Here is a 25,243-nt window from a genome sequence, read left to right on the forward strand (position 1 = left end):
CCAATTTTTCAACTGTAGATAGAGCGAGCATTTGAGCGTTTATTTTCTAACACAATGGCTGAAATCAAGATTTTTGGTAAAAATCCTATGCTGTAAGGATTCTAGATTATTCTCTCCCGAAAATGATAAAAGAGGGTTAATTGCCCAACTCCCGATACCGCTTTTGAATCTCCTCAATCGAAAACAAAGCCTCAAACTTTAACCCAGCAGACTGGTACAATTCTGCTCCCCCTTGTTTGCGGTCTACTAGTGCAATTACTTGCTCTACGGTATAACCTGCATCTTTGAGACGCTCAACTGCTTTCAGTGCAGACTGACCAGTAGTGACAACATCTTCCAAAACTACCACTTTTGCACCTTCTGGCAAAATCGGACCTTCAATATAAGCTTTCGTTCCATAACCTTTGGCTTCCTTACGAATAATCAGCGCTGGTATCAATCGATTTTCATAGACAGAAACCACACTGACTGCGGTCACAATTGGATCGGCCCCCAATGTTAAACCAGCCACAGCTTGGGTATCTGTGGGTAATAGAGGGAACAACAACCGTCCAACAGCTAAAGCGCCTTGGGGGTGCAGTGTCACTTGAGTCTTATTGACGTAATAAGAGCTACGCAGCCCAGAAGCGAGTACAAAATCACCCTCTTGATAAGCGAGTTGAGTGAATAAATCTAGTAGCTTGTGACGCAGAGTTGTCAAATCAGCAGTAGCTGCCCAAATATTCGATTGGGTAGGAGTTTCAGTAGGATACGTCATTACAAAACATTAAAAGTTGTGCTACACCAAAGGTTGAACTCATCAGAGTTCTGAAATTAAGCATAAGTTAAGATTTGCCCAAAAATTGAGGAGTTAGGAATATGGGTATAAAAATTAAACCCCTGAGTGGTTTATTAGTGCTGCTAGCTACTGCGATTGCTTTTCCCTCCATTGCATTTGCTCAGACAGAAACACCAAATTACGAAACAACAAATGATGTGTTTGAGCGAGCTTATTTTCGACACGATCGCAACTTCTACGAGAATAATAGTAGTGTCAAACGCCAGCTAGACTCATTTCTTGGTTCTGGTTCGGTTTTCCGCAATTCCTTCCCAGAAAATGAAATTGCTCGTGATGCTGAGTTGGTTAACACTCTCTATCGGGATGTCCTTACTCAGCAGGTTGGCAACGATCCTTATATTCGTACTCCAGATTTACCGAATCCATATGATACATCGCTACTCATGTCCCCTCGCCTGAATGCCAACAAGCTAAAAGTCGGTACTGAATTCCGTTTTGAAAGTACATTACCACGTTAAGAGTGCTGTAGACGCTTCTGCGACTACTCTACTTTTCGAGAACGGCTTTGCCGAACGAGTTCTCCTTCGGAAAATTCGCAGTGTGGAGCCAAGGCTGTGCCTTGGTTCCTAAAATTGAATCGACTGGCGTTGCTGAGAGGGAGTTAAAAGTTAAAAATAAGGTTAACCTCTATTGTTAACTTCAACAGGGAGTGAAAAGTTAATTAACATAATTTATAACTCAGGACTCACGGCTCAGCACTATCTAAATCCAGGGTGCAGGAGTTGAACCTGCCTTGGGCGAATTATGAGTTCGCTGCCTCAACCGCTCGGCCAACCCTGGTCGAATTAAATTGTAGCTTAAGTTTACAGCTTGTGTAACCTCGAAGAATAACTTACCAGACTTTTATACTACATAATTTAAACATGAACTAGTGCAAACTAGTATTGATTAAGTTCCTTTAAGAATTGAGGCAGAAGGCTTCAATTCTCTTAATATAGACCAGCATTTTTCCGCAATAGCTTGTCAGCGATGAAAATAAATTCCACTGTACTTCTTACGTTGATTTTGTTAATCCTGATGTTGGGAGCAGGTTCTGTAAGTGCATTTTTGGGGTTTAACCTGGGGAGTTCAGCACTCAAAGGTGTAACAACACCAGATGGTCGTCCCACCAGCAAATTTGCCAGCAGTAAGGCAAGTAATCCCCAACAGCCAGGGGTGGCTTTATTAAAAGAGGAAGATATCTTAAAAATTGTTAAGGCGCGGATAGAGGGTAAGACTAAAGCTGCTAAATCGGAAAAGCAAGAGGATGATGAAGAGGAAACCAAGAGTAGCCGACAGAAGCCAGAGGAAAAGCCCCAAGAAGTGAGTCAAGAAAAACTCCAACCGGGATTTCCTGTCACCGCCGAGAATCAGGGTGTGACTCTTTCTGTACAATCTGTCCGCTACTCTGGCGGCGATTTACTCCTGAAAGTGAAAATGCAGAACAAAGGTGCTGATTCCGTGCGCTTTTTATATAGCTTTTTGGATGTTACTGATGACAAAGGACGAACGCTGAGTGCTAGTACAGATGGTTTACCAGCAGAGTTACCCGCAAATGGGCCAACATTTTCTGGTACAGTGAGCATTCCTACAGCTTTACTGGATGACGTGAACAAGATATCTCTCTCTCTAACAGATTATCCAGCTCAAAAACTGAAGCTAGACGTATCAAATATACCTGTAGAAAAGGCGGCGGGTCTATTGTAGATTTTTGACGGGCACAAGGGGGACAAGAGGGACAAGGAAGACAAGGGGGAATTATTGAAGAAATCTCTCCTTTGTCTCCCGCCTCTACCTTGTCTGTTCCTAATTCCTAATCCCTATGGGGGCATGAGTTTTACATGAGCTTTGGCGGTGAGTGGTTTTTCTGGCTTAATTTGGACGGATGTGGGGCTGCGATTGTTATCAGTTCTATTACTGATTGCCATCAATGCTTTTTTTGTCACAGCAGAGTTTTCGATCGTCACGGTGCGACGATCGCGTATTCACCAACTGGTAAAAGCTGGTGATATTCCTGCGATCGCAGTTGAGACGCTGCAACGCAGTATTGATAGACTGCTATCTACGACACAGTTAGGCATTACTCTCTCTAGTTTGGCACTGGGCTGGATTGGAGAAAGTTCCATTGTCGGCTTGGTGAATCTATGGCTCAAATCCTGGCCTTTACCAGCAGGGTTGAGTAACTTCATAGCTCATTCTCTATCAATTCCGCTCGCCTTTTTTTTGATTGCCTATCTGCAAATTGTTTTGGGAGAACTGTGTCCCAAATCAGTAGCGATGCTTTATTCAGAAGAGCTAGCGCGGTTTTTAGGACCATCTGTCAAAGCGATCGTCCGCTTTTTCCGCCCCTTTATCTGGATTCTTAACCAATCAACCCGTTGTTTGTTGCGGCTTTTTGGTATCCAATATACAGGTCAAAGCTGGAGACCGCCTGTGACTCCTGAGGAGTTACGCCTGATTATCTCTACCGAGAGGGAATCTACAGGTTTAGAGCTTTCTGAGCGAGAACTGCTCAATAATATCTTTGAGTTTGGGGATGTAACGGCGCAAGATGTCATGATTCCCCGAACCAGTATTATAGCCTTAGAAAGAGACGCTTCTTTCCAGACTTTACTCCAAGAAATGACAGCTACTGGTCACTCATGCTATCCCATCATTGGAGAATCTTTAGACGACATTCGCGGCATTGTTTACTTCAAAGATTTGGCACAACCCTTGGCTGTGGGAAAGTTGACTTTAGAAACACAAATCAAACTTTGGATACGTCCGGCTCGATTTGTACCAGAACACACGCTCTTGAGTGAACTATTGCCAATGATGCAGCAAGAGAAACCAGCTATGGTAATGGTAGTGAATGAATTTGGCGCTACTGTGGGGCTGGTGACAATCCAGGATGTAATTGCCGAAATAATTGGCAACGCAGGCGAATCTGAAATTAACGACGATTTGCTCATCCAAATGTTAGAAAAGCAGACATTTTTGGTGCAAGCCCAGATTAACCTACAAGACCTCAACGAAGTTTTGCATCTCAATTTACCTTTAACAAAAGAATATCAAACACTGGGAGGTTTTTTGCTGTACGAATTGCAGAAAATGCCTGCCAAGGGCGAAACCTTTTTATATGAAAATATCGAATTCACAGTTGTTTCAGTCGTTGGGCCACGCCTGCATCAAATCCAACTGCAACGCTTGGAGGAAGAGGAGGGATGAGGAGGACAAGGAAGAATTTACTTTCACTACTTCCTCTGCTCCCCTGCTCCCTACTACCTATATGACAAGGGATCGACAAGTCCCAATTCAGTAAAAGCGGCCAGTCGCAAGCGGCAAGAATCACATATACCGCAAGCTACATCACCACCAGCATAGCAAGACCAAGTTTGCTCCCAAGGAACTCCTAATTGGTTGCCAAGTTGGATAATTTCGGTTTTTTTTAGGTTAATCAAGGGTGCAACAATGGTAATGGGTTTACCCTCGCGTCCTTGTTTGGTTCCTAGCCGGAAAACTTCTTGCATCGCTTGAATATAGTCGGGACGGCAATCAGGATATCCTGAGTAATCTAAGGCGTTGACTCCAATGTAGACCAGTTCAGCGGCGATCGCTTCGGCGTAACCGAGGGCAAAGCTTAAAAAGATGGTGTTGCGTGCAGGCACATAAGTTATAGGAATATTTTGCGACATTTCATCTATGGAACGCTCTTGAGGTAAAGCGATCGCATCGTCTGTAAGTGCTGAACCACCCCACTGCCGTAAGTCAAAATTTACTACCTGATGTTGTACCACTGCGGCTTTTTCAGCGACTGAGAAAGCTGACTGTAACTCTCTGCGGTGTCGCTGCTGGTAATCAAAGGAAATGGTGTGACATTCATGACTATCAGCTTTGGCTTGATACAAAACTGTGGAAGAATCTAATCCCCCAGACAACAGAATTACAGCTTTCATCTCGATTTCAAATTTGGGATTTGCGATCGCTAGATCGTACCTAAACAACATACCAAAAGTAATGTCAAAACTCTTCCTCAACTTGGAGAGTTTTAGTGGTTTTTACTGTGCCTTACATAACTCAAATAAACAGTCTATACCAGTATCTTTGAGAAAGCGGATGGCGAAAGTTGTAGGTATTGCAGATAATTATGCAAAAATTATTTGAGTATTTCAGCGGTGGCAATTCCAAATATAACTTTTTTTCATACAAATTTCTCAGTGTGATAGTCTAGTTTTTGTGTAATTTTGCTGACACAAAAATTCTTAATTGTTCGATGGTGTCAATTAAATATCGATCCCGGTAATTAATTGCCCAACTGTCTTCTGGGAGTTTTTACTTAGGTTGCACTTAGTTGTACAAGTTAATAAAAAGACACATTGAATATTATGTAAAGAGCAAAAAAACGAGCAATTTAGAACTAATGATTTAAAAGATAGCTAGATTGCGGGAACCGATCGCAAACTTTGAAATTCTTCATAAACAGAGCCTCTATGTTACCATCTGGATGGTTTTAGACGGATCGTAACTGGCTGTTAAGTATAAACGCCAACGGCCGTAGCGTCTCTAAATTTGGTGGTTGAGGAGAGAACAATAGTGCAAAATAGCATGTCAGTGGCAGAACTAAATTCATTTACACAGCGCAATCAGCCAAGACCGATTCGCATAGGCGTGATCGGAGTGGGTAACATGGGACAACATCATGCCCGCATATTGAGTTCAATGAAAGATGTTGAACTGGTCGGCGTGGCAGATATTAATGTCGAACGAGGCTTAGAAACTGCCAGCAAATATAAGGTGCGTTTTTTTGAAGATTACTGTGACCTGCTGCCCCATGTGGAAGCAGTTTGCGTCGCTGTTCCTACTCGCCTGCATTATGCCGTAGGCATCAACTGTTTGTTGGCGGGAATTCATGTTTTGATTGAAAAGCCGATTGCTGCCAGCATTTCAGAGGCAGAATCGTTAGTAAATGCCGCCGCTGAGTCTCAATGTATCTTGCAAGTAGGTCACATTGAGCGCTTCAATCCAGCATTTAGAGAACTCAGCCAAGTGCTGAAAACTGAGGAACTCCTGGCGCTAGAAGCTCACCGGATGAGTCCTTACTCCGATCGGGCGAACGATGTTTCGGTTGTGCTGGATTTAATGATCCACGACATTGACCTGCTGCTGGAATTAGCTGCCTCTCCAGTGGTGAAATTGACAGCTAGCGGTACTCGTGCGTTGGACTCCGGTTATTTGGATTACGTAACTGCTACCTTGGGGTTTGCCAATGGCATTGTTGCTACTTTAACTGCCAGCAAAGTTACTCACCGAAAAATCCGTCGCATTGTTGCTCATTGTAAAAATTCCTTTACAGAGGCAGATTTTCTCAAAAATGAAATTTTGATTCATCGACAAACAAATGCTAACTCTTTGACTGACCATCGACAAGTGCTTTACAGACAGGATGGTTTGATTGAGAAAGTCTACACTAGCAACATTCAACCCCTAAGTGCAGAGTTAGAGCATTTTGTCAACTGCGTACATGGTGGCAATCAACCTTCAGTAGGTGGCGAACAAGCTCTCAAAGCTCTTAGATTGGCAAGTTTAATTGAGCAAATGGCTTTAGAAGAGCGGGTTTGGAATCCATTAGACTGGCAATCTGAACCGAGAGTGCAATCATTGACTCCGACAGTCTAAGGGAGCAAGGGAGGCAGGAGAGGCGGTGCGGTGAGTCCAGCACTGCAAAGAGAAGTTGCCAGGAGGTTTCCCTCCAAGCAAACTTCGGGGAGGGTTTCCCTCCGGAGCCACTTCTGTGCGGGGGTTCCCACGCCACTTGCTCCACTTGAGGAAACCCCAAGACCGCAGTGGCTCACCGTTGTAGGCGAAAGCCTTCCCGCAGGGTAGAAAGTAGCATCAGGTGACTGGCGAATCCGAAGGGTCTTGGGGTTTCACCCACTCCCCACCTTGCGGGAAGCTGCAAAGCGTCTACAAGTTGGGAGACCCGCCCGACCCGCCCACGGAGGTGGCTCCCCAAGTAGAGCAACTGCCGTAGAGCAGGAAATACCTAGTACCTCGTTCCCAGCCCCCAGTCCGCAATAGCTGTTATTTTGACTCCAGCGAGTGGGCATAATAATTAAGTTTTGAGGAAGCTAACGCTAAATTGATCGATAAGACTGGCGCAGCAAGTTCAGGAATTGACTCGATGCTCGAATGGATAATTGATACTATCAACTCTTTAGGTTATTGGGGAATTGCTCTGCTGATGTTTGTAGAGAACCTCTTTCCACCTATTCCTTCAGAATTGATTATGCCACTGGCAGGATTCACGGCCAGAGCAACCCCAGACAAGCTCAATATCTTTGGCGTATTTTTCGCGGGACTTTTTGGTTCTGTGGCAGGCGCACTTATTTGGTACTATCCAGGTAAGTTTTTGAGCGAAAAACGTTTGAAAACTTTAGCTGACAAGTATGGTAAGTGGTTAACTATATCCAGTCACGATATTACCAAGGCCAATGCCTGGTTTTACAGACAAGGTAAAAAAGCGGTTTTAATTGGTCGTCTTGTCCCTGGAATCCGTACGTTGATTTCCATACCTGCTGGCATTAGCTGTATGCCTTTGCTACCATTTCTATTTTATACAACTCTAGGTAGCGCTGCTTGGGTAGGTTTGCTAACATACTCAGGGTACGTATTGGGTAGCCAGTATGAACTTGTGGACGAGTACCTTGCCCCTGTATCTAAAATCGTGCTTGGGATTCTGGTTCTGGCATTTGTTGCCTGGGTACTCAAGCGTCGGCGAAAAAGCACTAGAAGCTGAAAACCAGCCACTTTTAGTTTGAAAGTGGGGGTTACATCTGGTCAAAATTCGCCTACACTATGCCAAATGATGTTGAATTTGCGATCGCCTAAGTTGCATTTAGCGTATTTGTAGCTACACTTGACGGAACCTAGAATTTCTGGTATCTCGCATGTTTGTAAGATGAGTACGATAATTTTTTACAGTTAAGTAAGGACTAGGAGCTTTCATGACAGACCAACCTTCCGCCGCTACACCGATGAATGCCGCTGCTATACCTCTCAATAGAGTGTCAGCGTCTACACCCATCAATGCTACTGTTGCTAAACCTAGTGGTGGTTCTGGCAAAGCCATTCTCAGTGTTGATTTAGGCAGAACTTCCACAAAGACTTGTGTGAGCCGCGAACCAAGCAGTGTGGTATTCGTACCTGCCAATGTGAAAAAAATGTCTATAGAACAGGTACGCGGAGGCGTTTTTGAAGCTCGAGCTACCGATCCTTTAATGGATCTGTGGTTAGAGTATCAAGGCAATGGCTACGCTGTTGGTCAGCTAGCAGCAGATTTTGGAGCGAATTTAGGAGTGGGCCAATCTAAGGTAGAGGATGCACTAATCAAAGTCTTGGCAAGTGCTGGGTACTTCAAACTCAAAGACGATATTTCAGTCGTATTGGGTCTACCTTTCCTTTCCTTAGAACAATTTGAAAAGGAAAAAGCACAACTAATTAGCCAAGTAACTGGTCCTCATGTGCTAAATTTCCGAGGTGAATCTGTGTCTTTGAACGTCACTAAAGTTTGGGTAATGCCAGAAGGCTATGGCAGTCTTCTGTGGTCTGAAGCCCAACCTAAGAAAAGTCCGAGCAGTGCGGATTTTACAAAAATATCGGTGGCGATTGTAGATATCGGGCATCAAACCATTGATTTATTGATGGTTGATAACTTCCGCTTTGCACGAGGTGCTTCTAAGAGCGAAGACTTCGGTATGAACAAGTTTTATGAACTAGTAGCTGCCGAAATCGATGGAGCGGATAGCCAGTCTCTGGCATTGATTTCTGCTGTCAATAAACCCAAGGGTGAACGCTTCTATCGTCCCAAAGGTGTTAGCAAGCCCACCAACCTCGATGACTTTCTGCCTAACCTGACAGAGCAATTTTCTCGAGAAATTTGTAGTCGTGTGCTAGCTTGGTTGCCAGAGCGTGTCACCGATGTGGTTCTCACTGGAGGCGGTGGTGAATTCTTCTGGGAAGACGTGCAACGTCTGCTCAAGGAAGCTCAGATTAATGCCCATTTATCCGCACCTTCCCGGCAGGCTAACGCCTTGGGGCAGTATATTTATGGAGAGGCACAATTGTCTTCCAGTCGCTCTTCTAGGGCTTAAAACTGATGTTCCAATGGTCAAAAAAGGTAGTTAAATCGGTCACGTTCAACCCTGGGGTTGCTGACGAAAGTTTATTAGCGGTTGTAGAAAGCCACTTGGAGCAACAACCTGACAAGACTTTCAGCGACCTCTGTAAAGAAGCCTTATGGCAATCTTTATGTGTGCCGGAATCTGTAAAACCGAGTCCAAAAATGGCGGCGACAGAGTCGTCGGTTGAACAAAAAATCGATGAACTGCAACGTCAAGTGGCTGACCTAGAGGAACGTTTTTTTGCTAAGGGATCTCATCGTTTGGAGGCGATGGAACGCCATATTTTGCAACTGACGCAACAAATGGCGCATCTGGCAATTATGGTCAATGAGCGATCCATCATTCAGCCTCCAACGACATCAGCACCAGCAATGGAAGTAGTAAATACTGCTTATGCTGTAAGCCCTATGGAAGAGGTTGACCCCGTCATCAGCCGCCTCAGTCAGTTTCTTGATGACTTTTAAGGAACTATTGGGCTGGTAAATATTTTTTGCCCCTGTTGGCAATCCTTAATAGTAAATACTATTAAGGATTATTAATATACTTATATTTTTATAGAGATGCGATCGCTCTCTGTAACTCTCCGAAAAACCGATGTCAGCTTTACTAGCACGATAAATTTTTTAATCAGCAATCACACTGTAGACTGTGTGGTTGCTAACTTGAATATAGTTAATTGTGGTTGAGTATTCAATTAGGAATTCTATAGATAAATACAGATATAGGAAAAAAGCTGATTGCTAATACATGAAAAAATAAAAATTGTTATTCTCTATCTTAAACAACTAGGAACCATTTGCATTTCAATCTCAAGTTAGATTCAAGCAAGCTGCTTTTATATCCAGAGTACATTGCCCAGCGATCGCAATCCCATTAGTATCAATGCGTAAATGCAATCTTGCAGAGTCTAACTAGTAACGCAATCGGCTGAAAGATAAATAATAATGTCAAGATTTACACAAAGTTATCAAAAAAGAACGCACTTGGCGGAGCCAGCGCTGGGTTGAAGTTTCCTCCATTGAGGCGACTGCCGTTGCAAAGGACACATAGACACAAAGTAGCTTCCCGAAGTTTATAAATAAGAGTTTTTGCGTAAGTCCTAAATATGCTTAATCACTGGCTCAAGCCATTACTTACAAATTGCTTTTTGAGCGTAATCAAGCAGCTAAGCAGCTACTACATTCAAAGTTGTGTTGCAAAAACAAGGAGTATTTAGATAAAAGTACTGAAGGCGATATGATATAACACAATAACAATTAAAATACATCTTTCAATTAGCATAATCATCGTAATGTTTTCATTAAGAGAATCTAAAATGCAACATACCAAATGGCAGAAACATCGCAGGAGCGCGCAAATTTTTGGTGTTGTTCTACTGGCTGGATTATCCTCTACATATCCGCAGGTACAGTCGGTATCTGCTTGTCCCCTCAATTACTCATTTTGGAATGATTCAACTCAGCTCGGTACAGCATTTGAACTCGATCCCGACCCTGTAGAATTAGGATTAAGGTTCCGCTCTGATGAAGACGGTGAGATTAGCGCCATCCGATTCTACCGAGCCGTGCCAATTGAAAGTGGCTATAAAGTTAACTTATGGAGTGCAACAGGTGAGTTGCTAGGTTCGGGAATGGCGGTCGAAGGACAGGGACCGACTCCAGGCTGGCAGACAATCCAACTGTATCCACCAGTCACTATCCAAGCAAACAAATATTATGTCGCTTCCTATTATGCAAGTAGAGGAACATACTCAGTAACCGAAAACTTTTTCACCAATGCTGGTGTCAATAACGGTCCACTGCGCGCACCGCGAGATGGTGAAGATGGAAGCACTGGTGTATATTCTTACAGTATAGGAGGCGGCTTCCCAACACAGACTTATCGTGGCAGCAATTATTGGGTAGATGTCGTCTTCAAGCCAAATTCATCTACCCAGCACGAGTAGAATAAAGCAGGGTGAAGGAGTTAGGGATTGGGAAACAGAAGAACATTCCTTTACCCTGTCTTGCCCAGTCCCTAGTCCCCAGTTCCTACTCAGCACTTTCAAAAATGTCGTTGAAATCAGTTAATGATATTTTGGGCGTTCTGGAACAGCAAGCTAAATGGCAAGAGCAGCCGTTTCAGCGATTGCTCCAGTGTTGGGCAGAAATCGTCGGAACAGTTGTTGCTGCCCATACTCGACCATTGTCGATTCAGCGTGAAGTTTTGCGGGTAGCAACTTCTAGCGCTGCTTGGGCGCAAAACCTGACTTTTGGACGGCAGACTCTGCTTGTAAAGTTAAATGAAAAGCTACCCACGCCTTTAGTAGATATTCGCTTTTCTAGTGCTGAGTGGCGGTGTCTACCAGATGAACAGAAGCAACAACAAACGATTTTGCCATACGAGCATCCCAGTTACCTAGGAGATGTCAGTAGTTCTCACCATAATGTTACCCCCGCTATTGTGAATGCGAATACTGCCTTTGAGCACTGGGCGAAGACAATGCAAACGCGATCGCATGGCTTACCTCTTTGTCCCCAGTGTCAATGTCCCACTCCACCTGGTGAACTCCAACGCTGGCAAGTCTGTTCTTTTTGTGCCGCCAAGCAGTTATCGGACAAGTTTGAAGGCAGTGGGGAGTACGGCTAGTAAGTCAAAAGTAAGTAATTAAATGTCAAGGCTTCGGCAAAAACATCAATGCTTAACGACACCCCAAACTATCTCGCGTAGAAACACCTGTAACTGGATTTGTTCCATCTGCTTTTTCGCACAGTAGCGACACTTGATAGCGATCAATTAAAGCATCTGTAAAATCAGCGCCAGAAATATCAGCATCGTAAAAGCGGCTACGTGTCAAAGTTGCTTCTGTAAAAATAGCATTTTTCAGGTTTGCGCCATCTAAAGTGACGCGATCGACCAAAGCACCGGTTAGATTTGCACCTTCTAAATTTGCTTTTAATAAAACTCCCTTAGTCAGAATTGCGTTGGTTAAATTTGCTTTTTGAAAATTTGCACCCCGCATTTCCGCAGCTACAAAAGTCCCGCCTGCCAAGTCAGCACCCTTAAAATCATGATTCTCTAGATTTATATTGCTGTAGTTAATTGTATTTACTTGAGCAAAAGCTGGTTTGGGATTAATCATTACCCATAACCAAGCCAAAATCAAAATTACAATCAAACTAAACAATCTCAGCAAAATCTTTTTCATAAATTTAAATTTTTGTCAGCGGTGAGCCAGTGCGATCTTGGGGTCTCCCCAAGTGGAGCATCTGGCGTGGTTTCCTTTATGAACAACTTTAGCGAGTCTTCTCCCAAGGGGAGACGCTAAGAGCGAACGAGCGTCGCCTGTTCGCAGTTAGGCGTTCCCGCAGGGTAGGATCGGTTGTCAGTTGTGTAAGAGTTTATAACTACTAACCACTGACGACTGACTAATGACTATTTCCAATCTTTACCAATACGAATTGTCAAGTCAGATTCCAAATCACCGCTTGCTGCCACTTCTAATTGACCTAAACCGATGATTTTTTGCAGTTCAATTCCAGGTTGTCGGTTTCCTTTGCGAAGAATAATCTGAGTCTGGCGTTGAGTATCGGGCCAATCTGGGACTGTGTAAATATTTTTAAAGCCTTTCTGTTTGAGATAGGCGATAACTTTTTCAGTTAGTTGAGGTTGATTGGAAGCATTTTGAATAGCAATTTTGAGGTTAGAAACTGGACGCGAATCTTGTTTAAGACCGGGTACATCTACCCCAACATAATTATTCAGTAGGCTCTGTTGTCCAGTCATATTCAACCAATAACTATTGGGGTCTTGGCTGAAACGGCTGAATGTACCAGGTAACATGGTCATTTGGAAATTATCCCGCTCTAGATTACTGGAAAAATTCACCAAAGCCATCATTTCTTCTATCTTGAGGTTTGTGTCAAAATACTTCCGCATAATGCGGGTTAATTGAGGCAATCTGGGTAAGACGGTGGGACTGTTAAGGCGTTGGAGTAATGCCGCCACTAGTGCTTGCTGTCGCTGCACTCTTGGTAGATCTCCTTGTCCTGGTTCGCGGAACCTAGCAAACTGTGCCGCCTGTTCGCCATTGAGGGTTTGCCAGCCGCTGACTAAATTAATCGACTGTCGACTGCTAGAGTCTTGATATTCCATTGATTTAGGAACAAACACCTCTACTCCACCTAATTGATCGACTAACTCCCGGAAGCCACTAGTGGAGATGCGGATGTAGCGATCGATGGGCGCATTGTTGAGGGTACGGCTGACTACCCGCGCTGCCAGGACTGGCCCGCCTTGGGCATTGGCATCAGATACTTTTGTCAATCCTTTTTCTGGGATGGCGATCATTGTATCTCTGGGGATCGAAAGTACCCGCATAGATTTATCGCTGGGGTTGAGTCTGACTAGCAACATGCTATCGCTTTTGCCAGCAAAACTTTCTGCTGAACCATCAATACTACCCCTAACTGGTTCAATCCCCATAATCAGGATATTCATCGGTCGTGATAACTGGTACTGGGAAATTTTGCTCCATAACTCCCCAGGCAATGGCATTTTTTGCTCGTCTTTACCAGCAAATCCTAATTCTTCATCTGTTCGATCCAGGTTGCTCCATAAAGGAGTCCACAGCGCCAACGTTGATACCAACAGCCCAGATAGAACAATCCCGACAACAACTGTCAATATCCACAACAGCCATCGAGGCATGGTTAAGCCCAACCTCTCGTAAAGCTCGTTGGGGATAGCACCTACAGACTCTACGACGCTACGGTGAGTATTTGCTAGCTGTTGTGATGTCTCTAGCTCTGAAGCTGTTACTGGCTCAAGTGTTCCCGAATTTTCTGCTAGTTGTATTTCATGAGGCCCTACGTCCAGATTTAATTCTGGTATTTGTTGAGGCGCGACCTGATTTTCTGAAAATTGCACTTGTTTTATCACTATTATCTCCCCACTCAACCACTCCCTAAAAGTATGTTAATGCAAGCTACAAATCTTGCCAGAGTAAAAGCTCACTGTACACTATGTATTGTTCTCCAGTATGTGTGTTTGACAACATGACTAGTTCTTTGTTCCCAGTGATCCTTGCCGGAGGCAAAGGTGAGCGTTTTTGGCCCCTAAGTCGCCAAGACCGACCAAAGCAATTTTTAAGTCTTGATGGTAGTTCTAGAAGTCTATTGCAAGCAACCGCCGATCGGCTACTACCGATCGCAGGAAGTTGGGAGTCCTTATGGATTATTACCTCTAGTCAGATAGCTGAAGGAGTACGACAACAGCTACCCGAACTGCCATATCAAAATTTATTGATTGAGTCACAGGGTAGGGATACCGCCGCAGCCGTTGCTTGGGCAAGTTTAGAAATCAAAAAACGTTACGGAGAAGACGCTATTATCGGCTTTTTCCCCTCTGACCACTGGATAGCGAACCAAAAGGCGTTTGCACGTACCTTAAGTGCTGCTACCCAGCTAGCGGCAAGCACAGCAGCGATTGTCACTCTGGGGATCAAGCCTACTTTCCCATCAACTGGTTACGGCTACATTGAGCAAGGCGAAAAGATTGGTAGCTTTAATGAGTTGCCAGCTTATCATGTCAACCGCTTTACTGAAAAGCCCAACCGCGAAACAGCAGAAACTTTTTTATCTACTGGACGATTTAGCTGGAATAGCGGCATGTTTGTGTTTCGGGCTGGGGTAGTTCTCAAGGAACTACATACCCATGCTCCAGAAATCATCGAACCTTTAGAACAACAGGGGCCTGATATCTATCCCCGGTTACCTAAAAAGAGTATAGACTATGCACTCATGGAAAAGACCACCTTAGCACATGTTTTACCAGTGGAATTTGGTTGGGACGATCTAGGAGATTGGAATGCGATCGAGCGTTTACTCAAAAAAGAAGAGACTCCCAATGTGGAACTCGCTACCCATGTGGGACTGGATACACAGGGGGCTATTATTTATGCCACCAATCCAGAAGATGTAATTGTTACTATTGGTTTAGAGGATGTGGTGATTGTGCGCGATCGCAACGTCACCCTCATTGTCAATAAAGACCGCACCCAAGAAATCAAGCAGGTTCTGAAAACTCTGCAAAACGATCCCCGATTTACTGAACTGCTGTAAATGTAAACTATAAAGTTAAAACCCCTGGCAGAGGCTCAATAAGAGCTTTTTCTATTATAACTTGACTGTCTGTTATTTTAGCTGACAGTTATGCAAATCATTACCATTGAGCCTCTAGCCAAAACGATCGCAATTAAATCTATTAACGGTTACCAAAGATACATTTCTCCTGCTAAAGGCTTTTCTTGCCCTCATCGCCTATTACATGGTGGTGATTCCTGTTCTGAATACGTCAAAAAGATGCTGAGCCAGCACAGTCTCACAGAAGCAATCAAATCATCCAGACAAAGATTTCAAGACTGTACAACAGCTAGCAAAACCTTAGCTAATTCTGAATGCCGTTTTTTTATCGTACCTTGTTGCTTACCCCTCTAATCACCCTGCGTCTTTGCAGTTCGTAACAAAAATGTTCCTCACACAAACTGTTCCCCGCCAACGAGAAATTATCGAAGTAGTCCTCCGCAACGGCTGGGATTATATGCGGAGGTTGCTGACTGGTGGCAAAGCTGATGAACCTCAGCTACCCACGCCTGCGGTTTTAAAAAATATCTTGGTGGATTTGGGGCCAGTCTATGTCAAACTCGGTCAGCTACTTTCTACCCGCCCAGATTTACTTAGCGCTGCCTACATTGAGGAACTTTCAACCCTACAAGACGAAGTACCGCCAGTTCCTTGGTCAGATGTAGAAGTAGTTATCCGCAAACAACTAAAACGGCCGCTTGAAGAAACCTTCAGTACAATTAATCCTGTCCCCGTAGCAGCGGGGTCGATTGCCCAGACGCATCGAGCCACATTAGTAGATGGTCGGGAAGTTGCTCTGAAGGTGCAGCGTCCGGGAATTGATGTCACAATTGCCCAAGACATTGCTTTAATCCAAGGTATTGCCGATTTAGTGGCGCGTACCGACTTTGGGCAAACCTATGAAATCAAATCTATTGCTGAAGAATTTACCAAAGCCCTGGAAGCAGAGTTGGATTTTACACGCGAAGCAGGTTTTACAGACCAGTTGCGACGTAATTTATCCCGCAGTCGTTGGTTTGATCCCACACAACTTGTAGTTGCAGAAATTTACTGGGATTTAACTACAGAAAAATTATTGGTGATGGAGTGGCTGGACGGAGTACCGTTCCTTTCGGCGGATTTGAACAGTAGTCAAAACGGTAAAGACCCAGCCGTCGAACGCAAAGAAATTACAACTTTGCTATTTCGAGCATTTTTTCAACAACTATATATAGATGGATTTTTTCACGCCGATCCCCATCCAGGAAATTTATTTTATCTTCAGGATGGTCGCGTTGCCCTTTTAGACTGCGGCATGGTGGGAAGACTCGATCCCCGCACCCAGCAGATATTAACAGAAATGTTGTTGGCGATTGTTGATTTAGATGCGGGAAGATGCGCTCAATTAACTTTGCAGCTAGCAGATTCTGCTCAACCTGTAATTTTATCTCGGTTAGAAAATGATTACGATCGCATGTTGCGAAAGTATCACAATGTCAGCCTCACAGAAATCAACTTCAGTCAGATAATTTATGAAATTTTGCAAGTCGCCCGCAACAATAAAATTAGGTTACCTAGCAACATGGGGTTGTATGCCAAAACCCTAGCTAATTTAGAGGGGGTGGCGCGTACCTTCAACCCGGAGTTGAATTTTTTCGATGAAGTTAAGCCATTAATCACAGACTTGTTTCGCAGACAACTATTAGGCGATAATCCTGTGCGATCGCTTTTGAGAACAGCTTTAGATATTAAAAGCCTCTCTTTACAATCTCCCCGCCAAATTGAACTGTTATTAGATCGAGTTACCTCAGAAACCTTACAGTGGAATCTTTCCCTGCGTGGTTTAGATGGGATGCGGCGAACCATGGATGATGCTGCCAACCGATTGTCTTTTAGTATTTTGGTTGGTTCACTGATTATGGGAGCAGCAATTATTACAACCAAAGCCCAGACATCTCAAATATCTTTTTTAAGCAGCGTGCTGTTTGCCGTTGCAAGTCTGTTGGGATTGTGGTTAATCATTAGTATTCTGCGATCGGGGCGTTTGCGGTAAAAGTAATTAGGGATTGGGGAACTCGTGGTTCCCCTCTAGGGGGTCTCCCGACTTGAGGGGAGTGGCGTGAAACCCCAAGACCCACAAGGGGTGACGCTCCTGCGTCGCTAACGCTACGCTAACGGCAGTTCCTCTTTGGGGGAACCACCATCGCTCTTAGCGTCTCCCCTTGGGAGAAGACCGGACTGCCTCACCGCAGTGGCTCCCCTTGGGAGAGGACTCGCTATGACAACTTTCCATAAAATCTAAAATCCCAAATCCAAAACGGTATAACAATTTAGAGAAGACTCTCATACTAAAGCGATGTTTGGTTTGGGTGGCTCTATCGACTTTAAGCAACTGGCGTTCATCATTCATCGCTTCCCAGTGTTTTTCTCTAGTTTTAATATAGAGTTTATGTCAATAATTATTGCTGAAAATCTAAGTAAATTTTATCCGGTAGCTGTTAAAGAACCAGGTATTAAAGGGACAATCACCCACTTTTTCCGGCGCACATACCGTTCAATTAAAGCAGTTCAAGACGTTTCCTTTGAAATTGCTCCAGGTGAGGTAGTGGGATTTTTGGGACCAAATGGTGCAGGTAAAACCACTACGCTGAAAATGCTCACAGGGCTAATTCATCCTTCTAGCGGTATAGTCAGAGTCGCTGGACATGTTCCGTTTCTGCGCCAAGAGGAATTTTTGCAAAAAATTACTTTGGTGATGGGACAGAAGCAGCAACTCATTTGGGACTTACCAGCGCTAGATTCTTTAAAAATTAATGCCGCTGTGTACAACATCTCGGATAAAGAATTTCAGCGGCGAGTAGGGGAATTAACTGAGATGCTGTCCCTAGAAGGTAAACTTACCCAACCGGTGCGGAAACTGTCTTTGGGTGAACGGATGAAGGCAGAACTGTTGGCAGCACTTTTGCACCGTCCTCACGTATTGTTTTTGGATGAACCGACGCTAGGACTGGATGTGAATGCTCAAGTCGCAGTGCGTGATTTTTTGCGCGAATATAATCAACGTTATCAAGCGACAGTATTGTTAACTAGCCATTACATGGCTGATATCACGGCTTTGTGTCAACGGGTTCTATTGATTCATCAGGGAAAGCTGATGTATGACGGTAGCTTAGATGGACTGCTGGAACGTTTTGCTCCTTATCGTGAAGTCCATATAGAGTTAGCCCAACCTCTACCGCTAGAAAAACTCATGGTTTATGGTGATGTGCAACTCTTGGAAGGGCGGGCAGTGTGTTTTATGGTACAGCAAGAGGCGCTCACCCAGACAGTATCTAAGATTTTGGCAGATTTGGAAGTAATTGATTTAACAGTGAGCGAGCCACCTGTAGAAGAAGTAATTGGACGAGTTTTTCAAGCAGGGGTTGTTTAGGGAGTGCATTATCAGTGTTGAGGAGCCAGTGTATTCGGTCGCCAGACTTTTAGACGCGCTTTGCGCGACTTCCCATTCGCGTTAGCGTCTCCGAAGGAGAAGGGTAGCAACTGGCGTTGCTGAGTTAAGAGTCATATCATGTCCGGCTGATTAGTTGTGATTGCGAGCGTAGCGTGGCAATCTCCAAACTCTTGCGATTGCTTCATTGTTTGCTAGAAGCAGGCGATCGCACTACATATGCTTAAAGGCTCAAGGAAGCAGCAGCCAACCTAGGAAAGTCGGTGCGAACAGTGCGGTGACTAGTTGATAAATGGGAAAAAGAAGGACTTATTGGGCTGACACAATAAGAGTTAACAAAAATTAGGGTTTGCTCACTGCTCAAGCGGTAGAAAATTCGCCAGAGTAAAGGTAAGACTTCTTACTTGAATTTTTCCAAAAGCTGTGAAATTCCTGGGATGTCCCTGTAGAAAAGACTTTTAATCCAAAATCTAAAATTATTATGACTCAAATATTTACAGCCCCAACCCACATAGACCCCTATATTCGTATTGCTAAACTTGCAGATGTTCAAGCAGCAGGTAGTTTATTAGTCAAGAGTGAAAAACACGCGATCGCTCTATTTTACTCAGACAATAAAGTCTATGCAATTGATAATCGTTGCCCTCATATGGGCTTTCCCCTCCACGGCAGTACTTGCAAAGATGGGATTGTAACTTGCCCTTGGCATTATGCGCGCTTCGACCTCGCCAGTGGCGGAACATTCGACTCTTGGGCAGATGATGTTCCCTCCTTTCCTGTAGAAATCCGCGATGGCGATGTGTGGGTAAATCTATCTCCTCCAGCTGATGCCCATACCCACCACCATCAGCGTCTTGAAGATGGTTTAGAACAGGGTATTTCGTTAGTCATTGCCAAATCAGCGATCGCTTTGTTAGACATGGGTGCAGATCCGGGCGAACCATTCCAGTTGGGGCTGGAATTTGGCACTCGTTACAACAAGGCAGGATGGAGTACAGGTTTAACCATCCACACCTGCATGATCAATCTACTGCCCTATCTAGATGCAGAAGACAAACCCCGCGCCCTTTTCCAAGGACTTTCGGCCGTAGCTAATGATAGTGCAGGTGCGCCACCTCACTTTGTAGTTCACCCATTGCCTAATTCCACCGCTGACTTGCATACTCTCAAAGGTTGGTTTTGCCAGTTTATTGAGGTGCGCGATAGTGAAGCCGCCGAAAGGTGTCTGGTATCTGCAATTCGGGCGGGGGCTAATTCGGAGCAGATTGCAGATATACTATTCACGGCTGCCACAGACCACCGCTATCTCGATATCGGTCATACACTCGACTTTATTAATAAGGCGCTGGAAGCACTCGATGCTGTGGACTGGCAAGGTGCAGAGTCAGTTTTAGCTAGTTTAGTTGCTGGTTTGGCAAGCGCCTCCCGCATGGAAGAATCTAATTCCTGGCGCTACCCTGTGAATTTGGTGGCAATTCTAGAGTCTGCCTTTGAACAGTTACCCATAGCTTTGGCAACCAGACGATCGCAACAAGCAACTTGGTCTGGTAGAGATGAATTAGTGCCGATTTTATTGGGGGAAGACCCACAAGCGATCGCCAACTCTCTTTTAACCGCACTACAAGCAGGTTGTACTGAGGAAAAATTAGCGAGCGTAGTTACTTACACAGCCGCATTGCGTGTAGCTCGTTTCCATACCAATAACGACTTTGGTGACTGGAATTCAGCACACCATCCATTCACATTTGCCAATGCAGTGCATCAAGGATTACGACGAGTCCCATCACTGGAATTACTGCGAGGTGTCTTTGATGCTGCGATGAGCGTGTATCTGAACCGCTTTTTGAATGTACCACCAGCACGACTTCCAGAACTAAAAGACTCCGCTCAAAATCCTGAAGAATTACTCAAGCAGCTACCAGATTTATTGGATCGCCAGCAGCAAGTAAATGAAACAGGTAAGTTAGTTGGTCATTATTTATATAGTGGCGGTTCTGCAAAACGACTGATGGCAATGTTGGGTAAGCTGATGCTGCGAGAAAACCGCGACTTTCATGTAATTCAAGAAATAGAAGCAGCTTTTCGGCAATACTCTCTCCTGGGACAAACAGCAGCTGGTGTCCACGTATTAGTTGCCGCAGCTCGGTATTTGGCAGCACACGCACCGACGATGCGATCGCAAGGACAAACCTATCAAATCGCTTACCGATTGCATAAGGGCGATCGCTTATTTGAAGAGTCCTAATTTGTTTGAAAATATATCCTTGAAGGCAGGAGCCAGGAGAAGACGAAGACGCAGAGGTCTTTGCGATCGATTACCCGCGTCCCGTATCTTCTTCGCATCTGTAATATTTTATCTTCATTTTATGACACCCTAAGTTGACATATAAATGTCATAAGATTGACATAACTTTGACTAAACATTGTTTGAGCAGAAAAAGTTTAAACTGGTAAACTCATGTCAGTATTAGTTTGACTATTGCAGCAATTTTTTGGGTATTTGGCTCTGTAACGACCCGCCCAACACTATACCTATAATATAATTTGATACACTTAGCAATTTGCTGTATCTATGATTTTGAATAACTTCATGAAGGTTGTAAATATAACTAATGCCGAATACGCTATGAGAATTTCTTGAGAAAGAGTTTGACGTATTGACTTTTGGAAATTGAAAAAAGTGAAACAGTATCACCCATATATGGAGAACTTAGAGCCAATATCAGCTTTAAATTTAATAATATTCAAGTAAATAGACTTTTTTGCAGATTTTTTTTCAAAAACTATTGACTAGCTTTTAATTTCATCATTTTACTTCATTTTGTAGTAGCTAACAAAGGTCTGTAAAACCTGGAGCAGACTGAAGCGTAAGTACAAAAAACTATCAAAGATAAAGGCGATCGGCTTTTGCTATAGTAAACACAACTAGAATAAAATATACAATGTTAATTTTTAATACGTAAGTATTTGCATATTGGGATAACTACCGAAACTCAAAGTTAATTTATTATCACTGCATTTTTAATACATGACTTTAAGAAATTGGAGAAGGAAGCGCGGCGTTGTACTGACTACTAAAGGTTTACAAAAACTTCAAGAGGCAAAACGTCAATCAGAAGCAAAGGAAAATTTTGGCAATAGCTACACACTTGAAGAGATGAGTACACTCACTGGGCTGTATCCCAGTACAATCTCTAAAGTACTCAATCGTGAAGGAGGAGTTGACAAAAAAACCCTTGAAAAGCTGTTTTTAGTTTTTAAAGCAAAGATTGATATAAGTGACTATTTAAGCTCTAATACTCGGCTAGACTGGGGAGATGCTACCTATCCATCCATGTTTTATGGACGTACAGATGAACTGAACGCCTTAAAGCAATGGATTCTTGATGAGCGCTGTCAATTAATAGCACTTTTAGGAATGGGTGGGATTGGTAAAACATCCCTATCTGTGAAGATTTCTCAACAGATACAGGAAGATTTTGAATATATAATTTGGCGATCGCTACGAGAAGCTCCACCTGTTAAAACTATCCTTTCTAACCTGATCCAGGTATTATCTGACGACCAAGAAAGAGAAAGCCATTTATCAGAAAACTTAGGTGATAGAATATCTAGACTAATATATTACTTACAAAATTCTCGCTGTTTGATAATACTTGATAATGTAGAGTCAATTCTCCGCAGTGGTAGTAGAGCTGGACAATATCGAGAAAGATATGAAGGTTACAGCGAGCTTTTTAGACGAATAGGAGAAACATCTCACACTAGCTGTCTAATCTTAACTAGTCGGGAAAAACCTAAAGAAATAGGATTACTAGAAGGAAAAAGACTGCCTGTTCGCTCATTAACACTGAGTGGATTGAAGGTGCTGGAAGGACAAGAAATATTGAAAATTAAAGGGTTAGCCGCCGCAGAATCTGAATGGAAAGTCATAATCGAACTTTATGCAGGTAATCCATTAGCTTTAAAGATAGTTGCCACAACCATTCAAGATATCTTTGATGGGAATGTTGCTGAATTCTTACAACAAAACACATCTGTATTTGGAGATATCCGCGATATTTTAGAGCAGCAGTTTGAGCGTTTGTCAGATTTAGAAAAAGAAATAATTTATTGGCTGGCGATTAATCGTGAGCCAGTTACTTTATCAGAGTTGCGACAAGACATCGTATTACCAAGACCAACTCAAAAATTACTGGAGTCACTAGAATCTTTAGTGCGGCGATCGCTAGTTGAGAAAAGTACAGTAACTTTCACCTTACAACCTGTAGTTATGGAATACGTAACTCAGGTATTGATAGAACATGTTTGTGAAGAAATTGTAACTGAGAATATTGAACTTTTTCAATGTCATACTCTAATGAAGGCAACTGCTAAAGATTATATCAAGGAAGCTCAAACCCGCCTCATTCTCCAACCAGTAATAGATGGGCTGTTAGCTGTCTTAAGAAGCAAAAGAGGCATTGAAAATCAATTAACTACAATTTTAGCAAGGTTGCGAGAAAAATCTCCTTTAGAACCAGGGTATACAGCAGGGAATATTCTTAATTTACTTTGTCAACTCAAGATAGATTTAAAGAGCTATGATTTTTCTTCTCTAACTGTTTGGCAAGCAGACCTACAGAATGTCAAATTACACAGCGTAAACTTCCAAAATGCTAATTTAGCTAAGTCTGTTTTTGCCGAAACTTTCGGTGGTATTTTATCTGTAGCTTTTAGCCCTGATGGAAAACTTTTAGCTATAGGTGATACCAATGGTGAAATTCGCTTGTACCAAATTTCCGATTGGAAACAGCTTTTAACTTATAAAGGACATACTAATTGGGTTTTATCGCTTGCCTTTAATTATGATGGCAGTACTCTTGTTAGTGGTAGTACTGACCATACTGTAAAGTTATGGAACACAAGTACTGGTGAATGCCTCCAAACTTTAACTGGACATGAGCATGAAGTTTGGTCAGTTGCTTTTAGTCCAGATGGTCAGACAGTAGTAAGTGGCAGTGATGACCAGACAATGAAGTTATGGAGTGTCTTTACTGGCCAATGTCTGAGAACTTTTCGAGGACACACAAGTTGGGTACTCTCCGTCGCCTTCAGTAACGATGGACAAATCTTAGTTAGTGGCAGTGATGACCAAACATTAAAGTTATGGGATATCAATACTGGTGAATGCCTCAAAACCTTTCGAGGACATTGTGATGGAATACGGTCAATTGCTGTCAGTGCTGATGGTAAGATGCTGGCGAGCGGTAGTGATGACCAGACATTAAAGTTATGGGATATAAATACTTGTGAATGCCTCACAACTTTTCAGGGACATTCCAATGAAATTTATTCAGTGGCTTTTAGCCCAAAGGGCGATCTCTTAGCTAGTGGCAGTTTTGACCAAACAGTGAAGCTATGGAGTGTTAGCACCTATGAATGTCTGAAAACATTCCATGGACATTCCAGTTGGGTATTTTCGGTCGCCTTTAATTCACAGGGTGATTTTCTAGTAAGTGGCAGTTATGACCAAACAGTGAGACTTTGGAGTGTTTACTCAGGGCAATGCCTCAAAACATTCCAAGGGTATACTAATCAGGTACTCTCAATCGCGTTCAGTCCAAATGGACAAACATTAGCAAGTGGCAGTCATGACTCTTCGGTGAGATTGTGGGATGTCAATACGGGGCAATGCTTGAAAATATTCCAGGGACATCATGCGGCAGTTCGGTCAGTTGCCTTCAGTCCCAATGGGCAAACATTAGCAAGTGGCAGTCATGACTCTTCAGTAAGATTGTGGGATGTCAATACGGGGCAATGCTGGAAGCAATTACAGGGACATCGTGCAGCAGTTTGGTCAGTTGCCTTCAGTCCAAATGGGGAGATATTGGCAAGTAGCAGTGACGATCAAACGGTGAGATTGTGGGATATCAATACGGGGCAATGCAGGAAGCAATTACAGGAACATCGTGCGGCAGTTTGGTCAGTTGCCTTTAGTCCTCAAGGAACAATGCTAGTGAGTGGATCTTTAGATCAGACAATCAAATTGTGGGACATCACCACTGGTGAATGCAAAAGAACACTAGAAGGGCATAATGCCTGGGTTTTATCCGTTGCTTTTAGCCCAGATGGTGAATTGCTGGCAAGTACTAGTCCGGATGGAACATTAAGGTTATGGAGTGTTAGCATCGGTGAATGCAAAAGAATTTTAAAGGATAACACAGCTTGGTTACAGTCAGTTATCTTCAGTCCAGATAGCCGGATAATAGCAAGCAGTAGCCAAGATAATACAGTCAAGTTGTGGGATATAAGTACTGGCAAATGCATTGGGTATTTCCAAGGACACACGGGTAGGATTTGGGCAATCGCCTTTAGTCCTAATTATCAAATTTTGGCTAGTAGTGGTGATGATGAAACAATTCGACTCTGGAATATAACAACAGGTGAGTGCTTAAAAACCCTGAAAGCTGAGAAACCCTATGATGAGATGAACATTATTGGAGTTACAGGTTTAACTTCAGCAACTATTGCTACGCTGAAAGCATTAGGGGCAATTGTTGGCTAAAAACAGTTTATCTAAAACTAATTATCAACTGGACTTTGGACTAAAAGGCTAGAGAAAAGCAGTCAGTGTTACTGCTGACTGCCGTAAAGTCAATGAAAGTAATCGATAAATCATTGACGTGATGATCCTGACACAACTAGAAAAATTCCGCCAAGCTATCTACGATTG

21 protein-coding genes and 1 tRNA gene are annotated in these 25,243 nt (G+C 43.3%); 16 read left to right on the forward strand and 6 right to left on the reverse strand.

Annotated features, from left to right (window positions below):
* Positions 1 to 136: 136 nt before the first annotated feature.
* A complete protein-coding gene (gene pyrE, locus RMY31_RS29750; RefSeq protein ID WP_322665914.1) occupies positions 137 to 757 on the reverse strand; it encodes an orotate phosphoribosyltransferase in 621 nt (206 codons plus the stop codon).
* 101 nt (positions 758 to 858) lie between these two features.
* Between pyrE and RMY31_RS29755 the strand changes: the two genes are divergently transcribed.
* Positions 859 to 1,296, forward strand: a complete 438-nt coding sequence (locus RMY31_RS29755; RefSeq protein WP_322665916.1) for a hypothetical protein — start codon at positions 859 to 861, stop codon at positions 1,294 to 1,296.
* A gap of 249 nt (positions 1,297 to 1,545) precedes the next feature.
* On the opposite strand, the gene RMY31_RS29760 is transcribed toward RMY31_RS29755, so the two are convergent.
* A tRNA-Ile gene (locus tag RMY31_RS29760) sits at positions 1,546 to 1,618 on the reverse strand.
* A 189-nt stretch (positions 1,619 to 1,807) separates the two neighbouring features.
* Between RMY31_RS29760 and RMY31_RS29765 the strand changes: the two genes are divergently transcribed.
* On the forward strand, positions 1,808 to 2,524 hold the full coding sequence (locus RMY31_RS29765; RefSeq protein WP_322665918.1) for a hypothetical protein: 717 nt from the start codon (positions 1,808 to 1,810) through the stop codon (positions 2,522 to 2,524).
* A 147-nt stretch (positions 2,525 to 2,671) separates the two neighbouring features.
* Positions 2,672 to 4,027 carry a hemolysin family protein gene (locus tag RMY31_RS29770; RefSeq protein ID WP_322665919.1) on the forward strand — a complete coding sequence of 452 codons (1,356 nt, stop codon included), beginning with the start codon at positions 2,672 to 2,674 and terminating at the stop codon, positions 4,025 to 4,027.
* A 53-nt stretch (positions 4,028 to 4,080) separates the two neighbouring features.
* Here RMY31_RS29770 and queC read toward each other — a convergent pair whose 3' ends face one another.
* The gene (gene queC / locus RMY31_RS29775; RefSeq protein ID WP_322665949.1) at positions 4,081 to 4,755 is read right to left on the reverse strand and encodes a 7-cyano-7-deazaguanine synthase QueC; all 675 of its coding nucleotides are present in this window, start codon (positions 4,753 to 4,755) and stop codon (positions 4,081 to 4,083) included.
* Between the two features lie 637 nt (positions 4,756 to 5,392).
* On the opposite strand from queC, the gene RMY31_RS29780 reads away from it, so the two are divergent.
* From RMY31_RS29780 to RMY31_RS29810, 7 genes are all read left to right on the forward strand, one after another.
* Positions 5,393 to 6,475 carry a Gfo/Idh/MocA family oxidoreductase gene (locus RMY31_RS29780; RefSeq protein ID WP_322665921.1) on the forward strand — a complete coding sequence of 361 codons (1,083 nt, stop codon included), beginning with the start codon at positions 5,393 to 5,395 and terminating at the stop codon, positions 6,473 to 6,475.
* Between the two features lie 30 nt (positions 6,476 to 6,505).
* On the forward strand, positions 6,506 to 6,682 hold the full coding sequence (locus tag RMY31_RS29785) for a hypothetical protein (protein ID WP_409878823.1): 177 nt from the start codon (positions 6,506 to 6,508) through the stop codon (positions 6,680 to 6,682).
* A gap of 298 nt (positions 6,683 to 6,980) precedes the next feature.
* On the forward strand, positions 6,981 to 7,595 hold the full coding sequence (locus RMY31_RS29790; RefSeq protein ID WP_322665951.1) for a DedA family protein: 615 nt from the start codon (positions 6,981 to 6,983) through the stop codon (positions 7,593 to 7,595).
* A 208-nt stretch (positions 7,596 to 7,803) separates the two neighbouring features.
* Positions 7,804 to 8,949: a ParM/StbA family protein gene (locus RMY31_RS29795; RefSeq protein ID WP_322665923.1), complete on the forward strand. Its 1,146-nt coding sequence runs from the start codon at positions 7,804 to 7,806 to the stop codon at positions 8,947 to 8,949.
* 5 nt (positions 8,950 to 8,954) lie between these two features.
* A complete protein-coding gene (locus tag RMY31_RS29800; protein ID WP_322665925.1) occupies positions 8,955 to 9,443 on the forward strand; it encodes a plasmid segregation centromere-binding protein ParR in 489 nt (162 codons plus the stop codon).
* Between the two features lie 851 nt (positions 9,444 to 10,294).
* The gene (locus RMY31_RS29805) at positions 10,295 to 10,924 is read left to right on the forward strand and encodes a DUF4082 domain-containing protein (protein WP_322665927.1); all 630 of its coding nucleotides are present in this window, start codon (positions 10,295 to 10,297) and stop codon (positions 10,922 to 10,924) included.
* A 104-nt stretch (positions 10,925 to 11,028) separates the two neighbouring features.
* The gene (locus tag RMY31_RS29810; RefSeq protein WP_322665929.1) at positions 11,029 to 11,607 is read left to right on the forward strand and encodes a DUF721 domain-containing protein; all 579 of its coding nucleotides are present in this window, start codon (positions 11,029 to 11,031) and stop codon (positions 11,605 to 11,607) included.
* Between the two features lie 52 nt (positions 11,608 to 11,659).
* Here RMY31_RS29810 and RMY31_RS29815 read toward each other — a convergent pair whose 3' ends face one another.
* A complete protein-coding gene (locus RMY31_RS29815; RefSeq protein ID WP_322665932.1) occupies positions 11,660 to 12,166 on the reverse strand; it encodes a pentapeptide repeat-containing protein in 507 nt (168 codons plus the stop codon).
* 227 nt (positions 12,167 to 12,393) lie between these two features.
* A complete protein-coding gene (locus RMY31_RS29820) occupies positions 12,394 to 13,899 on the reverse strand; it encodes an LCP family protein (protein WP_322665934.1) in 1,506 nt (501 codons plus the stop codon).
* 116 nt (positions 13,900 to 14,015) lie between these two features.
* Between RMY31_RS29820 and RMY31_RS29825 the strand changes: the two genes are divergently transcribed.
* The 3 genes from RMY31_RS29825 to RMY31_RS29835 all read left to right on the forward strand — a co-directional run bounded on the left by RMY31_RS29825 (position 14,016) and on the right by RMY31_RS29835 (position 17,133).
* Entirely contained in the window at positions 14,016 to 15,080 is a 1,065-nt protein-coding gene (locus RMY31_RS29825) for a mannose-1-phosphate guanylyltransferase (protein WP_322665936.1), read from the forward strand.
* Positions 15,081 to 15,170: 90 nt separating this feature from the next.
* On the forward strand, positions 15,171 to 15,455 hold the full coding sequence (yidD, locus tag RMY31_RS29830) for a membrane protein insertion efficiency factor YidD (RefSeq protein ID WP_322665938.1): 285 nt from the start codon (positions 15,171 to 15,173) through the stop codon (positions 15,453 to 15,455).
* Between the two features lie 31 nt (positions 15,456 to 15,486).
* The gene (locus RMY31_RS29835; protein ID WP_322665940.1) at positions 15,487 to 17,133 is read left to right on the forward strand and encodes an AarF/ABC1/UbiB kinase family protein; all 1,647 of its coding nucleotides are present in this window, start codon (positions 15,487 to 15,489) and stop codon (positions 17,131 to 17,133) included.
* Between the two features lie 156 nt (positions 17,134 to 17,289).
* Here the strand turns inward: RMY31_RS29835 and RMY31_RS29840 are convergent, their stop codons facing one another.
* A complete protein-coding gene (locus tag RMY31_RS29840) occupies positions 17,290 to 17,490 on the reverse strand; it encodes a hypothetical protein (protein ID WP_409878829.1) in 201 nt (66 codons plus the stop codon).
* Positions 17,491 to 17,529: 39 nt separating this feature from the next.
* Here RMY31_RS29840 and RMY31_RS29845 point away from each other — a divergent pair, with 39 nt between their 5' ends.
* From RMY31_RS29845 to RMY31_RS29855, 3 genes are all read left to right on the forward strand, one after another.
* Entirely contained in the window at positions 17,530 to 18,510 is a 981-nt protein-coding gene (locus tag RMY31_RS29845) for an ATP-binding cassette domain-containing protein (RefSeq protein WP_322665942.1), read from the forward strand.
* 499 nt (positions 18,511 to 19,009) lie between these two features.
* Entirely contained in the window at positions 19,010 to 20,773 is a 1,764-nt protein-coding gene (locus RMY31_RS29850) for a Rieske (2Fe-2S) protein (protein WP_322665944.1), read from the forward strand.
* Positions 20,774 to 21,556: 783 nt separating this feature from the next.
* Positions 21,557 to 25,075 (forward strand): NB-ARC domain-containing protein, encoded by a 3,519-nt coding sequence (locus RMY31_RS29855; protein WP_322665947.1) that lies wholly within the window; start codon positions 21,557 to 21,559, stop codon positions 25,073 to 25,075.
* Positions 25,076 to 25,243 lie beyond the last annotated feature (168 nt).

Source organism: Dendronalium sp. ChiSLP03b (assembly GCF_034531165.2).
GTDB lineage: Bacteria > Cyanobacteriota > Cyanobacteriia > Cyanobacteriales > Nostocaceae > Dendronalium > Dendronalium minutum.

Bases quoted from the DNA above. Each gene is read 5' to 3' on its own strand.
- yidD (WP_322665938.1), top strand. From the start codon at position 15,171: ATGCAAATCATTACCATTGAGCCTCTAGCCAAAACGATCGCAATTAAA.
- RMY31_RS29805 (WP_322665927.1), top strand. From the start codon at position 10,295: ATGCAACATACCAAATGGCAGAAACATCGCAGGAGCGCGCAAATTTTT.
- RMY31_RS29850 (WP_322665944.1), top strand. From the start codon at position 19,010: ATGACTCAAATATTTACAGCCCCAACCCACATAGACCCCTATATTCGT.
- RMY31_RS29845 (WP_322665942.1), top strand. From the start codon at position 17,530: ATGTCAATAATTATTGCTGAAAATCTAAGTAAATTTTATCCGGTAGCT.
- RMY31_RS29755 (WP_322665916.1), top strand. From the start codon at position 859: ATGGGTATAAAAATTAAACCCCTGAGTGGTTTATTAGTGCTGCTAGCT.
- pyrE (WP_322665914.1), bottom strand. From the start codon at position 757: ATGACGTATCCTACTGAAACTCCTACCCAATCGAATATTTGGGCAGCT.
- RMY31_RS29840 (WP_409878829.1), bottom strand. From the start codon at position 17,490: ATGAATGATGAACGCCAGTTGCTTAAAGTCGATAGAGCCACCCAAACC.
- RMY31_RS29855 (WP_322665947.1), top strand. From the start codon at position 21,557: ATGACTTTAAGAAATTGGAGAAGGAAGCGCGGCGTTGTACTGACTACT.
- RMY31_RS29790 (WP_322665951.1), top strand. From the start codon at position 6,981: ATGCTCGAATGGATAATTGATACTATCAACTCTTTAGGTTATTGGGGA.
- RMY31_RS29795 (WP_322665923.1), top strand. From the start codon at position 7,804: ATGACAGACCAACCTTCCGCCGCTACACCGATGAATGCCGCTGCTATA.
- RMY31_RS29825 (WP_322665936.1), top strand. From the start codon at position 14,016: ATGACTAGTTCTTTGTTCCCAGTGATCCTTGCCGGAGGCAAAGGTGAG.
- RMY31_RS29810 (WP_322665929.1), top strand. From the start codon at position 11,029: ATGTCGTTGAAATCAGTTAATGATATTTTGGGCGTTCTGGAACAGCAA.
- RMY31_RS29800 (WP_322665925.1), top strand. From the start codon at position 8,955: ATGTTCCAATGGTCAAAAAAGGTAGTTAAATCGGTCACGTTCAACCCT.
- queC (WP_322665949.1), bottom strand. From the start codon at position 4,755: ATGAAAGCTGTAATTCTGTTGTCTGGGGGATTAGATTCTTCCACAGTT.
- RMY31_RS29765 (WP_322665918.1), top strand. From the start codon at position 1,808: ATGAAAATAAATTCCACTGTACTTCTTACGTTGATTTTGTTAATCCTG.
- RMY31_RS29815 (WP_322665932.1), bottom strand. From the start codon at position 12,166: ATGAAAAAGATTTTGCTGAGATTGTTTAGTTTGATTGTAATTTTGATT.
- RMY31_RS29835 (WP_322665940.1), top strand. From the start codon at position 15,487: ATGTTCCTCACACAAACTGTTCCCCGCCAACGAGAAATTATCGAAGTA.